This window comes from Luteimonas colneyensis (assembly GCF_014836665.1).
Lineage (GTDB): Bacteria > Pseudomonadota > Gammaproteobacteria > Xanthomonadales > Xanthomonadaceae > Luteimonas > Luteimonas colneyensis.
The window spans coordinates 742,354-756,053 of sequence record NZ_JACSQJ010000001.1 but is presented as its reverse complement, the minus strand read 5'-3'; the positions used below and the strand labels follow the sequence as shown (position 1 = coordinate 756,053).

Below are 13,700 nucleotides of genomic sequence, written 5' to 3'. Positions count from 1 at the left end.
ATGGCCTGGACGCTGCGCTTCCAGGGCGTGGGCAGCGCGTCGGCGGTGGCGCTGGGCTCGCCGATGGCGACCATCGAGCGCGACGGCGCGCCGTGGCTGGCGATCGACTGCGGCGCCGAAGGCCTGACGGCGTACCTCGCGCACTACGGCGAGCCGCCCCCGGCGATGTTCGTCACCCATGTCCACCTCGACCACGTCGCCGGCTTCGAGCGCCTGTTCGTGGCCAACTATTTCGATCCGGCGCGGCGCGGGCGGATGCCGCTGTACGTGCCGGTCGACGTGCTGCCGCTGCTGCACCGGCGCGTGGCCGCCTACCCGAATGCCCTGGCCGAAGGCGGGGCGAACTTCTGGGACGCCTTCCGCGTGGTGCCCGTCGGAGATGCCTTCTGGCATGACGGCGTGCGCCTGGAGGTGTTCGAATCGCGCCACCACTGGCCGCGCACCGCGTTCGGCCTGCGCCTGCGCGGCAGCCTGGCCTGGACCGGCGATACGCGTCCGATCCCGGAGGTCCTGGCGGCGGCGGCCGGCGAGGGCGAGCTGGTCGCGCACGACTGCGGCCTGGTGGGCAATCCGTCCCATACCGGCATCGATGACCTGGAGCGCGAGTACCCTCCGGAACTGCTCGCACGCTGCGTGCTCTACCACTACGCCAGCGAGGCCGACGGCGAGGCGCTGCGCGCACGCGGCCATCGCGTCGCGCGACCAGGGGAGGCGTTCGCACTCGCCGAACCCCGGCTGCACCCGGCGCCGGCATCCTGAGGAGGTGGGTGGCAGCCCCGCCGACTGGCCTCGGCACCCGCGTCGATCGATACCGTTGCTGCCTTCCGGCCCTGGCGGGGTTTTCGACCTAGCGTCGCGAGGGGCCGACGGGGCCACCATGGAAACCTGCTGGCAGGCCCTTGCGGCGTGCCCCTGGAACTGGCGGAGAGAGGGGGATTCGAACCCCCGAAGCGCGGTTTAGACGCTTACACACTTTCCAGGCGTGCTCCTTCAACCACTCGGACACCTCTCCGCACCTGGCCCGGACGTCATGCCTGCCTTGGCGCGGCGCACGGGGCCGGCAATTCTAGCGCTCCGCCGCCTGTATCGACAAGGAACCATCGCGGAGGCGCCGAACGCCCGCCCGCCGCGTGGCAGAATGTCCCTCATGTCCTACCTCGTCCTCGCCCGCAAGTGGCGCCCGAAGCGGTTCGCCGAGCTGGTGGGCCAGGAACACGTCGTCCGCGCCCTGGTCAACGCGCTCGATTCCGGCCGCGTCCACCACGCCTTCCTGTTCACTGGCACCCGCGGCGTGGGCAAGACCACGATCGCGCGCATCTTCGCCAAGAGCCTGAACTGCGAGCGCGGCGCGTCCAGCGACCCCTGCGGCGAGTGCGAGACCTGCCAGGCCATCGACGCCGGCCGTTACATCGACCTGCTGGAGATCGACGCGGCGTCGAACACCGGCGTCGACAACGTGCGCGACCTGATCGACAACGCGCAGTACATGCCCTCGCGCGGCCGCTACAAGGTCTACCTGATCGACGAAGTCCACATGCTCTCGAAGGCGGCGTTCAACGCGCTGCTGAAGACGCTCGAGGAGCCGCCGGAGCACGTCAAGTTCCTGTTCGCCACCACCGACCCGCAGAAGCTGCTGGTAACGGTGCTGTCGCGCTGCCTGCAGTTCAACCTCAAGCGCCTGGAGGAGGAGCAGATCCGCGGCCAGATCGCGAAGATCCTCGGCGCCGAGGGCATCGAGGCCGAGTCAGGCGCGGTGCGCCAGCTGGCGAAGGCGGCCGACGGCAGCCTGCGCGACGGGCTGTCGCTGCTCGACCAGGCCATCGCCTACAGCGGTGCCGGCACCGGCGCCGCCCTGACCGACCAGGCGGTCGCGACCATGTTGGGCTCGGTCGACCGCACCAGGGTGGCGGCGCTGCTGTCGGCGCTTGCGCAGGAGGACGGCGCCGGGCTGATGGCGACGATCGAGGTGCTGGCCGGATTCTCCCCCGACTGGGGCGGCGTGCTCGATGCGCTGGCCGAAGCCCTGCACCGGATTCAGGTGAAGCAGCTGGTGCCGGGCAGCGAGGTCGAGGCCGACGGCGTCGACGTCGATGCGCTGGCCGCGTCGCTGCGTCCCGAGCTGGTCCAGCTCTGGTACCAGATGGCGGTCTCCGGCCGCCGCGACATCGCCCTCGCGCCCAGCGCGCGCGTCGGCTTCGAGATGAGCCTGCTGCGCATGCTCGCGTTCCGGCCGGGCGAGGGGGGAATCGGTGCGTCGCCGGCGGCGGGCGGAAGTGCCGCCAGCGGCGCCGGTGCGGGGGCGGGTTCGGGGCGGTCGGCCGCTGCGGCCGCGCGCGCGGCGCTTGAAGGCGCGGCTTCGGCACGCGCCGACGTGCCCGCCCAGCCGCCAGCGCCGACATCGTCGCCTTCGCCGGGTCGCATCCCGGACACCGATGTCCGGGCGCAGGATCGCGCGCCGGCACCGGCAACCCCCACTTCGGCGCACAAGCTGTCGATGCCGCCGCCCGCGCCTTCGCCGGTCGTGCACCAGCCCGCACCTGCGCCTGCGCCGTTCGACGATGCGCCGCCCTGGCCGGAAGCGCCGGCGCAGCGTGCCGAAGCGCCGCGCGCGTCCGCCGTCGCTGCCGCCCCCGCGCGCCCCGCGCCGCGACCTGCCGCCGCGGCAGCATCGGTTTCGCCGGCGCGGGCGGAGGCGACGGCCGCGTCGCTCGATGCCGGAACCTGGCCCGACCTGGTCGCCGCGCTGGACCTCCGCGGCCCGGTGCGCGAGCTGGCCGCCAGCTCGGCGTTCATCGCGCGCGAGGGCGAGGTGCTGCGCCTGTCGCTGCCCGAGTCCGACGACCACCTGCGCGCGCCCTTCCTGGTGCAGCAGCTGGCGGCCGCGCTGGGCACTCGCTGGGGCGCGCCGCCGCAGATCCGTTTCGAGGCCGGCGCGCCCTCCGGCGAGACCCTGCACGCGCGCAACGAGCGCGTGCGCGACGAGCGTCAGGGCGCCGCCGAAGCCGCTTTCCACAACGATCCGCACGTGCGCCGCCTGGTGGAGCAGGGCGCGCGCCTGGTGCCGGATTCGATACGACCGATCCAGGAACAGGAGCACTAGACATGCGTGGAAACATCGCCCAGCTGATGCAGCAGGCGCAGAAGATGCAGGAGAACCTGCAGAAGGCGCAGGCCGAACTGGCCAACATCGAAGTCACCGGCAGCGCCGGCGGCGGCATGGTCAGCATCACCCTCAGCGGGACCAAGGAGTGCCGCAAGGTGCGCATCGACCCGAGCGTGCTGTCGGACCCGGAGATGGCCGAAGACCTGATCGCCGCCGCCTTCAACGACGCCAGCAACAAGGTCGACGCCGAGTCGCAGGCGAAGATGGGCGCGGCCACCGCCGGCATGCCGCTGCCGCCCGGCATGAAGATGCCGTTCTGATCCAGGGCCCGGGCAGCCGTATCTCCGCATGAGCGTCCCCCTCCTCGAACAGCTGGTCGAGGCCTTCCGGGTGCTGCCCGGTGTCGGCCAGAAAACGGCGCAGCGCATGGCCTACCACGTGCTCGAGCGTGGCCGTGACGGCGGCCGGCGCCTGGCCGAGGTGCTGGGCGAGGCGGTGGAGAAGATCGGCCACTGCGAGCGCTGCCGCGACTTCAGCGAGACGCCGCTGTGCCCGACCTGCGCCAGCGCCTCGCGCGACGCGCAGCTGCTGTGCGCGGTGGAGTCGCCGGCCGACCGCCTGGCGATCGAACAGGCCACCGGCTACCGCGGCCTGTACTTCGTGCTGCAGGGCCGGCTCAGCCCGCTCGACGGCATCGGTCCGCGCGAGCTCGGCCTGCACCAGCTTGGCGAGCGCCTGGCGCAGGGCGAGGTGCAGGAGCTCATCATCGCCACCAACCCGACGGTGGAAGGCGAGGCCACCGCGCACTACCTGGCGCAGCTCGCGCGCCAGCACGGCGTGCGCCCGAGCCGTCCCGCGCACGGGCTGCCGCTGGGCGGCGAGCTGGAGTACGTCGATCGCGGCACGCTGTCGCACGCCTTCGGCAGCCGCGGCGAGATGGCCTGAGGCCGGCGGCCGGCGTCGGCCGCGGCGGCGTGCCGGTCGAAGCGAAGCGCTACCATCGCGGCAACGTCCGCTGCCAGGTCTTCGCGATGAGCACCATCTTCCACCGCATCATCAAGCGCGAGCTTCCCGCCGACATCGTCTACGAGGACGAGCACCTGATCGCGTTCCGCGACATCGCGCCGCAGGCGCCGGTGCACGTCCTGTTCGTGCCCAAGGTGGACGTGGCCACCTTGAACGACCTGCAGGCCGGGCAGGCCGAGGTCGTCGGCCGGCTGGCGCTGGCCGCGGCCGCGTATGCGAAGAAGGAAGGGTTCGCCGAAGACGGCTACCGCATCGTCATGAACTGCAACGACGACGGCGGGCAGACCGTGTTCCAGATCCACCTGCACCTGCTGGCGGGCGCGCCGCTCGGGCGCTTCGGTACGCCCGCCTGACCGGCCGGCTTACCAGTAGCCCCACCACGGCCACGGCGCCGGCCGCGTGATCAGGCTGCGCTCGCGCTTGGGCCACAGGTAGACGATGTCCGCGTCCACCAGCGGGAAGCGGTAGCTGTAGCCGCCGATGCTGCGGCTCTCGTGCCCGGCCAGGCGCCCGGTGAAGGTCACTTCGCGGTTCACCTCGAACACCGCCGGATCGTAGAAGCCGGCGCGGCAGGCGATGAAGCGGCCGCCGGTGTCGTCGCTGGCCCAGTACGGGCGGCCGTAGTGGTCCAGACGCGTGGATACCATCTCGAAGCAGGTGCTGTCGGCGCGCGGCTCGACCTGGACGATGCGCCCGCCCCAGCGCACGGGGCTGCCGGTGGCGTCGGTTCCGGCGGCATCGCGCGGCGTCAGCGCGGCGTATTCGCCCTGCAGGGGCTTCGGCTGAGACGCGCATGCGCCGAGCAGCGCGACCGCGGCGAGGGCGAGAAGGGTGGTGCGCATGGGAATCTCCGTTGGGGTCCGGGCGTCGGCCGCGCTCACGGCCGGTGGGCGCGCAGGTCGCGCAGCAGGTCGCGCGCCCCGTCCTGGGCCGGAGCGTAGCGCCAATCGTTGAAGCGCGCGGTGAGCGGCAGCAGCGACGCCGAGCGCGGGCGCAGCGCGACCACGCGCGCGGCCCAGTCGGAGGCCGTCTCGTGGCGGTGCCGCGCCAGCCCCAGCCGCGCGTAGCGGGCGCCGAGCCGGTGCCAGGCGCGGAGCACCGGATCGCGCTCGCGTTCGCCGCGGGCCACCATCCAGAGCATCGCGGCTAGCGCCAGCCCGGCGACCAGCGCGAACAGCAGCACCAGCTGGCGGCTGCCGAGGTCGCCGCCGCCGAAGGCGTGCAGCAGGCGCTGCTGGCGTCCGGCGTCGAAGCCCAGCACCAGGTCGTTCCAGCCGCGGCGCATCCAGTCGCCGATGTCGACCATCGGCGCGAGCGCCTGCAGTCCGCCGGGGCTGCGCGAAGCGCGGTCGGCGACGGTGTCATAGATGCGCTCGGGTGCAACCGCGGCCGTCGGATCCACGCGCACCCAGCCGCGCTCCGGCAGCCAGACCTCCGCCCAGGCGTGGGCATCGGAATTGCGCACGATCCAGTAATCGCCGAAGGGATTGCGGTAGCCGCCGACGTAGCCGGTCACCACGCGCGACGGCACGCCGGCGGCGCGCATCAACACCACGAAGGCGCCGCTGAAGTGCTCGCAGAAGCCCTGCTTCTGCTCGAACAGGAATTCGTCGACGGCGTGGCGGCCGAGCAGCGGCGTGGTCAGCGTGTAGCCGAACTCGCCGCGGATCCATTCCAGCGCGCGATTGGCGATCGCGGCATCGGCCTGCGCGCCGTCGCCGGCCTCCGCGCGCCACTGCCGGGCGAGCGCGACGGTGCGCGGGTTGAAGCCCTCGGGCAGGCGCAGGGCGGCCTGGCGGAGGACCGGGCGCAGCCCGGCGTCGAACGTCCTCGGCGCGGCCGACTGCATGCGCCAGCGCGTGATCGCGGTCAGCGGGCGTCGCGTGGACAGGGTGTGGTCGTAGCCCTGCTGCACGCCGTCCGGCGCGGCCAGCGGCAGCTCGAGCGCGACCAGCATGCGGCGCTCGGTCGGCTCGACCTCGAGCTCGTAGCGGTATCGCGTGGGGCCGTGTTCGACCGCGGCCGGGGGCAGGGCGCTGAACCAGCGCGAGGCGCTCCACTCGCGGCCGTCGTAGTCCAAGAGCACGGGACCGCGCCAGTACATCTCCGAGGTCGGCGGCGCGACGCCATCGAAGGTGGCGCGCAGCGCGGGACGGTCGTCGACCATCATGTCGACCCAGTCGCCGGGGCGCATGGTGTCGGACAGGCCGGTGCGGGTGATCGCGCGCTCCGGCACGCCCCACAGCGGGGTGGCCATGCGCGGGAACAGCCAGAACGCGGCCAGCGCCAGCGGCAGCCCGATCGCGACCATGGCGCCGACGCGGCGCAGGCGCTCGCGCGGGCGCAGCGCGGCGGTCTCGCCGCTTTCCAGCTCGGCCAGCCGGAGCATGGCCGCCAGCGCGAGCAGGGCCGCGGCCAGGCCCAGCACCAGGCTCACCGGTCCCTGGTCGAGCAGGAAGGTCGCGAACGGCGCGAACAGGGCGAAGCCGAGCAGGCTGCGCGCGTCGCGCAGGCTCACCAGCTCCATCGGCTTGAGCGCAAGCATGGCCGCCAGCAGGGCGCAGCCGGTGTCGCGCCCGAAGGAGAAGCGCGACTGCGCCAGCACCAGCGCGACCACGGCCAGCGACAGCGCCAGGCGCAGGGGCGCCGGCAGCCGGTGCCACCAGGACAGCGCGCCCACCACCGCGGACACCGCCGCCAGGGCCACCGCCAGCGGCCCAGGCAGCTGCAGCAGCAGCGGCAGAAGGCAGGCCGCGGCCGCGGCCAGCGTCCAGGCGCGGGCCTGGGGATCGAGCGGGAGGCTCCGCGCCGGCTCAGCCATCGTGCGTCCCCGCGCCGGGGTCCGCCGGCGGCAGCAGCGCCAGCGCGCGCAGGCAGGCGTGGCGGTGTGCCGGGCCGCTGGCCGGACCGATCGCCTGGCGCGGGAGCTGCAGGCGGTAGCGGCGGCCTTCGCGCTCGGCCTCGTCGACCCAGCGCGCCAGGCGGCGGATGCGGTCCTCATGCGCCAGCACGAGCGTCGACCAGTCGAGCACGACGTCCGCGCCCTGCGGCTGCTCGTACTCGCGCACCAGCAGCGCGCCATGGCGTGCGGAGGGCTTCCAGGCGATGGCGCGCCGCGAATCGCCGCGGCGGTAGGCGCGCAGGTGGTGGACGTCGTCGCCCGCGGGATGCAGGCGTGCCTGCGCCGTGTCTCCGGCGCCCAGCGGCAGCGGCGGTCCGTCGGCTTCCGGTCGCGGATACACCAGCAGCGGCGCCGAGGGCCAGGCGTAGGCCCAGGCGCGCGCGATGCCGAGCGGGCGCGTGGTGGACACGGTGATCCGCCCCGGGTGCAGCCAGCCGCGGCGCCGCGTCGGCAGGGCAAGTCGGGCTTCGCCGGCGCCGTCGACCAGCGACGCCGTGGCAATGGCGTCGCCGAGCCGGAGCCGCAGGCCTCGGCGCGCGCGCGCCGGATCGGCGCGCAGGTGCACGCGCAGCGCCATCGGCGATCCGGCCGCGACCGGCTCGGCGTCGACCGCCGTCACCGCCAGTCCGGACAGCTGCAGGTGCGCGGCGAACAGGCTGGTGTTGGCCGCCCCGCCCAGCAGCAGCGCCAGCAGCAGGGCGGGATTGTTGTTGTAGTTGAGCGCGCCGACCAGCATCACGGCCAGCAGCACGACGAAGAACGCGCCGAAGGCGGTCGGCAGGACGTAGATGCGGCGGCGATCGAACGCCACCGGCAGCGGCTCGGGCCCGCGCGGCCGCGCCAGCGCCTCCAGGCGCGCCCGCAGGCCGGACAGCCGCCCGCGCGCCACGGTCAGTCGACCGCGACGGCGTGCAGGATCGCCTGTGCCAGCGCCGCGGCGTCGCCGGCGTCGGCATCGCCCACCAGGCGGTGTGCGGCGACCGCGCCGAACAGGGCCTGGATGTCGTCGGGCAGGACATGGCCGCGGCCGAGCAGCAGCGCGTGCGCGCGCGCCGCGCGCAGCAGGGCGATGCCCGCGCGCGGCGACAGGCCCACGCGCACGCCGGCGTGGTGCCGGCTGCGTTCCAGCAGCGCCTGCACGTAGCGCACCAGCGCGTCGCTGGCATGCACGGCCAGCACGGCCTCGCGCAGGCGCAGCACCTGGTCGGCGCCGAGCACGGGCGCCGCCTGCGCGATCAGGTGGCGGCGATCGCTGCCGGCCAGCAGCGCGCGCTCGGCCTCGGGATCGGGATAGCCCAGCTGCAGGCGCAGCAGGAAGCGGTCGAGCTGGGAATCCGGCAGCGGGTAGGTGCCGGCCAGGTCGACCGGATTCTGGGTCGCGATGACGAAGAACGGCCGCGGCAGCGCGTGGGTCGTCCCGTCCACGGTGACCTGGTGCTCGGCCATGGCCTCGAGCAGCGCGCTCTGCGTGCGCGGCGGCGCGCGGTTGATCTCGTCGGCCAGCAGCACGTGCGCGAACACCGGCCCGGGATGGAAGCTGAAGCCCCCGCCCTGGGCCTCGTAGACCGACACGCCGACGATGTCGGACGGCAGCAGGTCGGAGGTGAACTGCACGCGCTGGAAGCCGAGGCCCAGGGTCGCGGCCAGGGCGTGCGCCAGCGTGGTCTTGCCCAGTCCGGGCAGGTCCTCGATCAGCAGGTGGCCGTCCGAGAGCAGGGCGGTGAAGGCGAAGCGGACCGCCTGCTGCTTGCCCAGTACCAGTGAATTCACCTGCGCCTGCGCATCCTGCAGGGCCGTGCGCAGTGCGTCGGGTAGCATGTCCGGATTTGCGGACTGGGCTGTCATGCCGGGCTCCGTGTGGCTCGGTCGAAGTGTAGCGAGGTCGTTGCAGGATGCGGGAAAAGATCGATGCGCGCGCGACATTCGTCGCGCTCTGGTGCGCGCTGCTGCTGCTCAAGGCCGTGGTCGCCGCGCGCCTGCCGCTGTTCGTGGACGAGGCGTTCTACTGGCAGGAGAGTCGCCACCTGGCGTGGGCGTATTCCGATCTTCCCGGCCTCACCGCGTGGCTGATCCGCATCGGCACCACCGTCTTCGGCGAAGGCACGCTGGCGCTGCGCATGCCGTTCCTGCTGCTGGCCTCGCTGGTGCCGTGGCTGGTGGTGCGGGTGACCGCGCGCGAGTCCGGCGAGCGCCACGGCTGGCTCGCGGGCATCGCCACGCTGCTGCTGCCGCTGTCGGGCTCGCTGGGCCTGATGGCGCTGCCGGACACGGCGATGGTGCTGGCCACGCTGCTGTGCCTGGACGCCGGCGCGCGCCTGCTGCGGGGCGTCGGCTACGGCGCCGCGCTGCAGCTCGCGCTGGGGCTCGCCATCGGCGCGCTCAGCCATTACCGCTTCGCCGCGGTGATCGGCGTCGGCGCGCTCGCGCTGCTGGCGCTGCCGCAGGGCCGGCAGGCACTGCGCGACCCGCGGCTGTGGATCGCGATCGCCTTCGGCATCGCGGCGTGGACGCCGCTGCTGGCCTGGAACTTCGAGAACGCCGAGGCCGGCCTGCGCTTCCAGCTGGTCGACCGCCATCCCTGGGCCTGGCAGTGGGACGGTATCTGGTTCATCGCGATCCAGGCGCTGCTGGCCACGCCGCTGCTGTTCGTGGCCCTGCTGTGGGCCGGAGCCCGTGGCCTCCGCGACGACAGCGGGCCGGTGCGCTTCATCGCGCTGTGCGGCGGGCTGGTGGTGCTGGGTTTCTTCGTGCTCGGCTTCTTCGCCGACACCGAGCGCGTGAGCTTCCACTGGCCGCTGCCCGGGCTGGTCGCGCTGCTGCCGCTGCTGCCGACCCTGCTCCTGGCCTGGCCGCGCTGGCTGCGCGTGCTCACCTGGGCAGGCGCGGGCCTCGGCCTGGCCGCGGTGCTGGGCTATTACGCCTTCGTCTCCGTGCCCGACCTGCGCGCGCGCACCGCGGCGATGAAGTGGTACCCGTCGAATTTCGCCGGCTGGGACGTGCTCGCCGACGGCGTGCGCGAGGTCCGCGACGGCATGCCCGAAGGCACCCGCGTCGTGGCCGACAACTTCAAGGTGGGGGCCGAGCTGGGTTTCGCGCTCGACGATGCCGCCATCGAGGTGCTGGAGCATCCGGTCAACCGCCAGCACGGCCGCGCCCCGCAGCTGCGCCTCTGGAACCTGGAGGCCACCGGCGCCACCGATCTCGGCGGTCCGGTGCTGCTGGTGATCGCGGCCAGCGAGGTCGAGTACAAGCACCTGCTGCTGCGCTACCACGCGCTGTGCCGCCGCTTCGGTCCGCTGCCGCCGCCGCGCGTGCTCAACGTCGACCACGGCCGCACCCGCTTCCTGCTGTTCGCCATCGAAGGCGGGCCGCGCGACCCCGGCGCGGCGTGCACGCTCCCGGCGATGGCCTGGGTCGACGCCCCCGTGGCGAATGCCCGGGTCGGCGGCGACTTCACGGTCCAGGGCTGGGCCTTCAAGGACGGCGTCGGCATCGAACGCGTGGAGATCCTGCTCGACGGCCGCGTGGTCGCCGAGGCCACGTACGGGCTCCCCAGCCCCGGCGTGGCGCGGTACTGGAAGATCTCCACCGATCCGGGCCATCCCGATGTCGGCTTCTCCGCCAAGGTCGAGTTGCCGCCGGGCAGCGAAGGCACGCACTGGCTCGGCCTGCGCCTGCACGGGCGCGACGGCAGCGTCGAGGACTGGTCGGAGCAGCGTATCGAGGCCTCCCGCGAGGCCCCGCGCTGAGGGATCAGGGCAGGGCGAGGCCCGATTCGCGCAGCAGGCGCGCGGTGGCGATCAGCGGCAGGCCCACCAGTGCGGTGGGGTCGCCGGTCTCGATGGCGTCGAAGAGCGTGATCCCCAGGCCCTCCGACTTGAAGCTGCCGGCGCAGTCGTAGGGCTGCTCGAGGTCGACGTAGCGTTCGACCTCGCCCGGTGCGAGGTCGCGGAAGCGCACCACGGTGGTGTCCAGGGCGCTGGCCACGCGACCGTCCACCGCGACCGCCACGGCGGTCCGGAAGGCCACGCTGCGGCCCGACATCGCCATCAGCTGGGCGACCGCCGCTTCGCGTCCGCCCGGCTTGCCGAGCGGACGGCCGTCGAAGTCGGCGACCTGGTCGGAACCGATCACGCAGTCACGCGGCCGCTGAGTGGCGACCGTCGAGGCCTTGGCCACGGCCAGTCGCAGGGCCAGTGCCTGCGGGGTCTCGTCCGCCAGCGGCGTCTCGTCGACCTCCGGGCGCACGGTGTCGAAGGGCCACCGCAGCCTCGCCAGCAGCTCGCTGCGATAGCGCGAGGTCGAGGCCAGTACCAGGCGTGGCATGGCGCTCACGGCAGCGGCGCCCGGGCGCGCTCGATGCGGCCCAGCTGGTGGTCGATGCGCGAGCGGGCGGCGTCGATGGAGTCGCGCACGGCGTCGAGCTGGCCGGTGGACGCCGATGAGCCGTGCTGCTGCAGCCACAGGCGCTGGCGCAGCATTTCCTGCATGGCCTCGCGCACCGGGTCGGCGCCGTCCCCGGCCACCGCCTCGATCTCGCTGCGCGCGGTGCGCAGGCGGGCCTCGAGGGCATCCGCGGCGTCAAGCACGCCGGCGAGCGCCCGCCGGTGGCGGTCGTGGCCACTGCGCCGGCGGAAGAGGAGCCAGGCCGCCAAGGCCACGGCGATCGCGATCAGCAGCGGTATCAGGCTCAATCGCGGGTCTCCGGTGGGGCCCCGCAGTCTGCCGCGGGACCCTCGCGCGAGGCAAATTGCCCGCGGCGACAAGGGTTTGCCGGGATGCCGGCGGTTTGACATGGGTGCATCCGAGGCATAACATTCCGCGGCTTATGTCCGCAGACGTGCCCGAAGTACTCGACGCCTGGCGCATGGTCGCGGCCCGTCGCGAGTTCGCCGGCCGCCTGCCGTTGTCCGCCCTGCCGCGCCTGCGCGAGCTGTTGGTCGACGCCGAGGGCGACGTGGCGTTCACGCTGTCCTTCGACCGCGACGCGCTGCGGGTGCCCTACGTCGAACTGGGGATCGAGGCGCAGCTGCCGCTGCTCTGCCAGCGTACGCTGCAGCGCTTCGTGCATCCGGTGGCGGTGGTGCAGCGGCTGGGGCTGCTGCGGGCGGGGGACGAGGAGGCCGAGGTCGCCGAGGCCGCGCTGCCGGAGGGCTACGAAGTCCTCGAGGTGGGCGAGGACGGCGCCATTCGCCCCGCGGACCTGGTGGAGGATGAGTTGATCCTGGCAGTGCCGGTGGTGCCGGTGTCGCCCGGATCGGAAAGCGTCGATCGTGACTGGCCGGTCACCGACGACGAGGAGGCGCAGGCCAATCCGTTCGCGGCACTGGCGGCGCTGAAAAAGAACACGTGATGTACCCGATCGTCCCGATCGTCCCGATCGTCCCGAATTCGTTGCTGGAGCAATCCCATGGCTGTTCAGAAGTCCCGAGTGTCCCCCTCCCGCCGCGGCATGCGCCGTGCCCATGATTCGCTGAGCGCGAAGCAGCTGTCGACGGACCCGACCTCGGGCGAGACGCACATCCGCCACCACATGACCGCCGACGGCTTCTACCGCGGCCGTCAGGTCATCGTGCCGAAGACCCGCGTCGTCGAAGAAGACTGATTCGCGAAATGAGCGAATCCCCCGTGCCGCGCGTGTACGCGCGCATCGCCGGAACCGGCAGCTACCTGCCGGCCAAGGTCCTGACCAACGACGACCTGGCGAAGTTCGTCGACACGTCCGACGAGTGGATCGCCGCGCGCACGGGCATCCGCCAGCGCCACGTGGCCGCCGAGGGCGAGACCACCGGCGACCTGGCCGTGCATGCCGCCCTGCGCGCGCTGGAAGCGGCGGGCACCGATGCCTCGGAGATCGAGCTCATCGTGGTCGGCACCACCACGCCGGACCTGGTGTTCCCGTCCACGGCCTGCCTGGTGCAGGCCCGGCTGGGTATCGCCGGCTGTCCCGCGTTCGACGTCAACGCCGCCTGCTCGGGCTTCATCTTCGCGCTCAGCGTGGCCGAGAAGTTCATCGCCTCCGGCTCGGTGAAGACCGCGCTGGTGATCGGGTCGGAAACGCTCACCCGCATGGTCGACTGGAGCGAGCGCACCACCTGCGTGCTGTTCGGCGACGGCGCCGGCGCAGTGGTGCTCAAGGCCGACACCGAGACCGGCATCCTCAGCACCCACCTCCACGCCGACGGCGCGAAGAAGGAACTGCTGTGGAACCCGGTGGGCGTGTCGGTCGGCTTCAAGGAAGGCGAGAAGAACGCCGGCGTGCGCATCAACATGGCCGGCAGCGACGTCTTCAAGCACGCGGTCAAGGCGCTGGACGCGATCGTCGAGGAGACGCTCGAGGCCAACGGCATCGACCGCCACGAGATCGACTGGCTGATCCCGCACCAGGCCAACCTGCGCATCATCGAAGCCACGGCGAAGCGCCTGGACATGCCGATGGAGCGCGTCGTCGTCACCGTCGACCGGCACGGCAACACCTCCTCGGGCTCGGTGCCGCTGGCGCTGGACGAAGCGGTGCGCTCGGGCAAGGTCGAACGCGGCCAGCTGCTGCTGCTGGAAGCCTTCGGCGGCGGCTTCACTTGGGGCTCCGCGCTGCTGCGCTACTGAGCCACGCCGCACCGTTCCACGCAAGGGCCGCGCATGTCGCGGCCCTTTGTTTTTTTGGGGCGT

The 13,700-nt window shown here is 72.9% G+C and carries 15 protein-coding genes, 1 tRNA gene and 1 other RNA gene; 9 read left to right on the top strand and 8 right to left on the bottom strand.

Translation table 11 applies throughout. From position 1 onward, the window contains the following. Positions 1-759, top strand: a complete 759-nt coding sequence (locus H9645_RS03430) for an MBL fold metallo-hydrolase (protein ID WP_191728298.1) — start codon at positions 1-3, stop codon at positions 757-759. 14 nt (positions 760-773) lie between these two features. Here the strand turns inward: H9645_RS03430 and ffs are convergent. Continuing rightward, an RNA gene (ffs, locus tag H9645_RS03425) (signal recognition particle sRNA small type) lies at positions 774-870 on the bottom strand. 49 nt (positions 871-919) lie between these two features. Continuing rightward, a tRNA-Ser gene (locus H9645_RS03420) sits at positions 920-1,012 on the bottom strand. A 135-nt stretch (positions 1,013-1,147) separates the two neighbouring features. Between H9645_RS03420 and dnaX the strand changes: the two genes are divergently transcribed. The 4 genes from dnaX (at position 1,148) to H9645_RS03400 (ending at position 4,482) form a co-directional block, all read left to right on the top strand. Further along, positions 1,148-3,100 carry a DNA polymerase III subunit gamma/tau gene (gene dnaX, locus H9645_RS03415; protein ID WP_191728297.1) on the top strand — a complete coding sequence of 651 codons (1,953 nt, stop codon included), beginning with the start codon at positions 1,148-1,150 and terminating at the stop codon, positions 3,098-3,100. A gap of 2 nt (positions 3,101-3,102) precedes the next feature. Continuing rightward, positions 3,103-3,423: a YbaB/EbfC family nucleoid-associated protein gene (locus H9645_RS03410; protein WP_191728296.1), complete on the top strand. Its 321-nt coding sequence runs from the start codon at positions 3,103-3,105 to the stop codon at positions 3,421-3,423. A 28-nt stretch (positions 3,424-3,451) separates the two neighbouring features. Then, on the top strand, positions 3,452-4,048 hold the full coding sequence (gene recR / locus H9645_RS03405; protein ID WP_191728295.1) for a recombination mediator RecR: 597 nt from the start codon (positions 3,452-3,454) through the stop codon (positions 4,046-4,048). 86 nt (positions 4,049-4,134) lie between these two features. After that, entirely contained in the window at positions 4,135-4,482 is a 348-nt protein-coding gene (locus H9645_RS03400; RefSeq protein WP_191728294.1) for a histidine triad nucleotide-binding protein, read from the top strand. Positions 4,483-4,491: 9 nt separating this feature from the next. Here H9645_RS03400 and H9645_RS03395 read toward each other — a convergent pair whose 3' ends face one another. Genes H9645_RS03395 through H9645_RS03380 form a run of 4 tightly spaced genes read right to left on the bottom strand, consistent with a single transcriptional unit; the run spans position 4,492 to position 8,876 of the window. Next, positions 4,492-4,971 carry a Slp family lipoprotein gene (locus H9645_RS03395; protein WP_191728293.1) on the bottom strand — a complete coding sequence of 160 codons (480 nt, stop codon included), beginning with the start codon at positions 4,969-4,971 and terminating at the stop codon, positions 4,492-4,494. Positions 4,972-5,006: 35 nt separating this feature from the next. Continuing rightward, positions 5,007-6,950, bottom strand: coding sequence for a transglutaminase TgpA family protein (locus H9645_RS03390; protein ID WP_191728292.1), 1,944 nt, complete (start codon positions 6,948-6,950; stop codon positions 5,007-5,009). Then, complete coding sequence (locus H9645_RS03385; RefSeq protein WP_425490190.1) at positions 6,943-7,920, bottom strand: DUF58 domain-containing protein; 978 nt, start codon at positions 7,918-7,920, stop codon at positions 6,943-6,945. The genes H9645_RS03390 and H9645_RS03385 overlap by 8 nt, the downstream gene beginning before the upstream one ends. Positions 7,921-7,922: 2 nt before the next feature. Further along, positions 7,923-8,876, bottom strand: coding sequence for an AAA family ATPase (locus H9645_RS03380; RefSeq protein ID WP_191728291.1), 954 nt, complete (start codon positions 8,874-8,876; stop codon positions 7,923-7,925). 47 nt (positions 8,877-8,923) lie between these two features. On the opposite strand from H9645_RS03380, the gene H9645_RS03375 reads away from it, so the two are divergent. Beyond that, complete coding sequence (locus H9645_RS03375; protein WP_191728290.1) at positions 8,924-10,780, top strand: glycosyltransferase family 39 protein; 1,857 nt, start codon at positions 8,924-8,926, stop codon at positions 10,778-10,780. A 4-nt stretch (positions 10,781-10,784) separates the two neighbouring features. Here the strand turns inward: H9645_RS03375 and H9645_RS03370 are convergent, their stop codons facing one another. Then, on the bottom strand, positions 10,785-11,357 hold the full coding sequence (locus H9645_RS03370) for a Maf family protein (protein WP_191728289.1): 573 nt from the start codon (positions 11,355-11,357) through the stop codon (positions 10,785-10,787). Positions 11,358-11,362: 5 nt separating this feature from the next. Continuing rightward, positions 11,363-11,725: a hypothetical protein gene (locus H9645_RS03365; protein ID WP_191728288.1), complete on the bottom strand. Its 363-nt coding sequence runs from the start codon at positions 11,723-11,725 to the stop codon at positions 11,363-11,365. 134 nt (positions 11,726-11,859) lie between these two features. Here H9645_RS03365 and H9645_RS03360 point away from each other — a divergent pair, with 134 nt between their 5' ends. From H9645_RS03360 to H9645_RS03350, 3 genes are read left to right on the top strand one after another with little or no spacing between them, the layout of a single operon-like run. Next, on the top strand, positions 11,860-12,384 hold the full coding sequence (locus H9645_RS03360) for a YceD family protein (protein WP_191728287.1): 525 nt from the start codon (positions 11,860-11,862) through the stop codon (positions 12,382-12,384). Between the two features lie 57 nt (positions 12,385-12,441). Next, positions 12,442-12,636: a 50S ribosomal protein L32 gene (gene rpmF / locus H9645_RS03355; protein WP_189496675.1), complete on the top strand. Its 195-nt coding sequence runs from the start codon at positions 12,442-12,444 to the stop codon at positions 12,634-12,636. Positions 12,637-12,644: 8 nt separating this feature from the next. Beyond that, the gene (locus tag H9645_RS03350; protein ID WP_191728286.1) at positions 12,645-13,637 is read left to right on the top strand and encodes a beta-ketoacyl-ACP synthase III; all 993 of its coding nucleotides are present in this window, start codon (positions 12,645-12,647) and stop codon (positions 13,635-13,637) included. Positions 13,638-13,700: the final 63 nt, after the last annotated feature.

Coding starts and splice junctions, on each gene's coding strand:
- H9645_RS03395 (WP_191728293.1), bottom strand. CDS start 4,971: ATGCGCACCACCCTTCTCGCCCTCGCCGCGGTCGCGCTGCTCGGCGCA.
- H9645_RS03390 (WP_191728292.1), bottom strand. CDS start 6,950: ATGGCTGAGCCGGCGCGGAGCCTCCCGCTCGATCCCCAGGCCCGCGCC.
- H9645_RS03430 (WP_191728298.1), top strand. CDS start 1: ATGGCCTGGACGCTGCGCTTCCAGGGCGTGGGCAGCGCGTCGGCGGTG.
- rpmF (WP_189496675.1), top strand. CDS start 12,442: ATGGCTGTTCAGAAGTCCCGAGTGTCCCCCTCCCGCCGCGGCATGCGC.
- H9645_RS03360 (WP_191728287.1), top strand. CDS start 11,860: ATGTCCGCAGACGTGCCCGAAGTACTCGACGCCTGGCGCATGGTCGCG.
- dnaX (WP_191728297.1), top strand. CDS start 1,148: ATGTCCTACCTCGTCCTCGCCCGCAAGTGGCGCCCGAAGCGGTTCGCC.
- H9645_RS03375 (WP_191728290.1), top strand. CDS start 8,924: ATGCGGGAAAAGATCGATGCGCGCGCGACATTCGTCGCGCTCTGGTGC.
- H9645_RS03410 (WP_191728296.1), top strand. CDS start 3,103: ATGCGTGGAAACATCGCCCAGCTGATGCAGCAGGCGCAGAAGATGCAG.
- H9645_RS03400 (WP_191728294.1), top strand. CDS start 4,135: ATGAGCACCATCTTCCACCGCATCATCAAGCGCGAGCTTCCCGCCGAC.
- recR (WP_191728295.1), top strand. CDS start 3,452: ATGAGCGTCCCCCTCCTCGAACAGCTGGTCGAGGCCTTCCGGGTGCTG.
- H9645_RS03350 (WP_191728286.1), top strand. CDS start 12,645: ATGAGCGAATCCCCCGTGCCGCGCGTGTACGCGCGCATCGCCGGAACC.
- H9645_RS03370 (WP_191728289.1), bottom strand. CDS start 11,357: ATGCCACGCCTGGTACTGGCCTCGACCTCGCGCTATCGCAGCGAGCTG.
- H9645_RS03380 (WP_191728291.1), bottom strand. CDS start 8,876: ATGACAGCCCAGTCCGCAAATCCGGACATGCTACCCGACGCACTGCGC.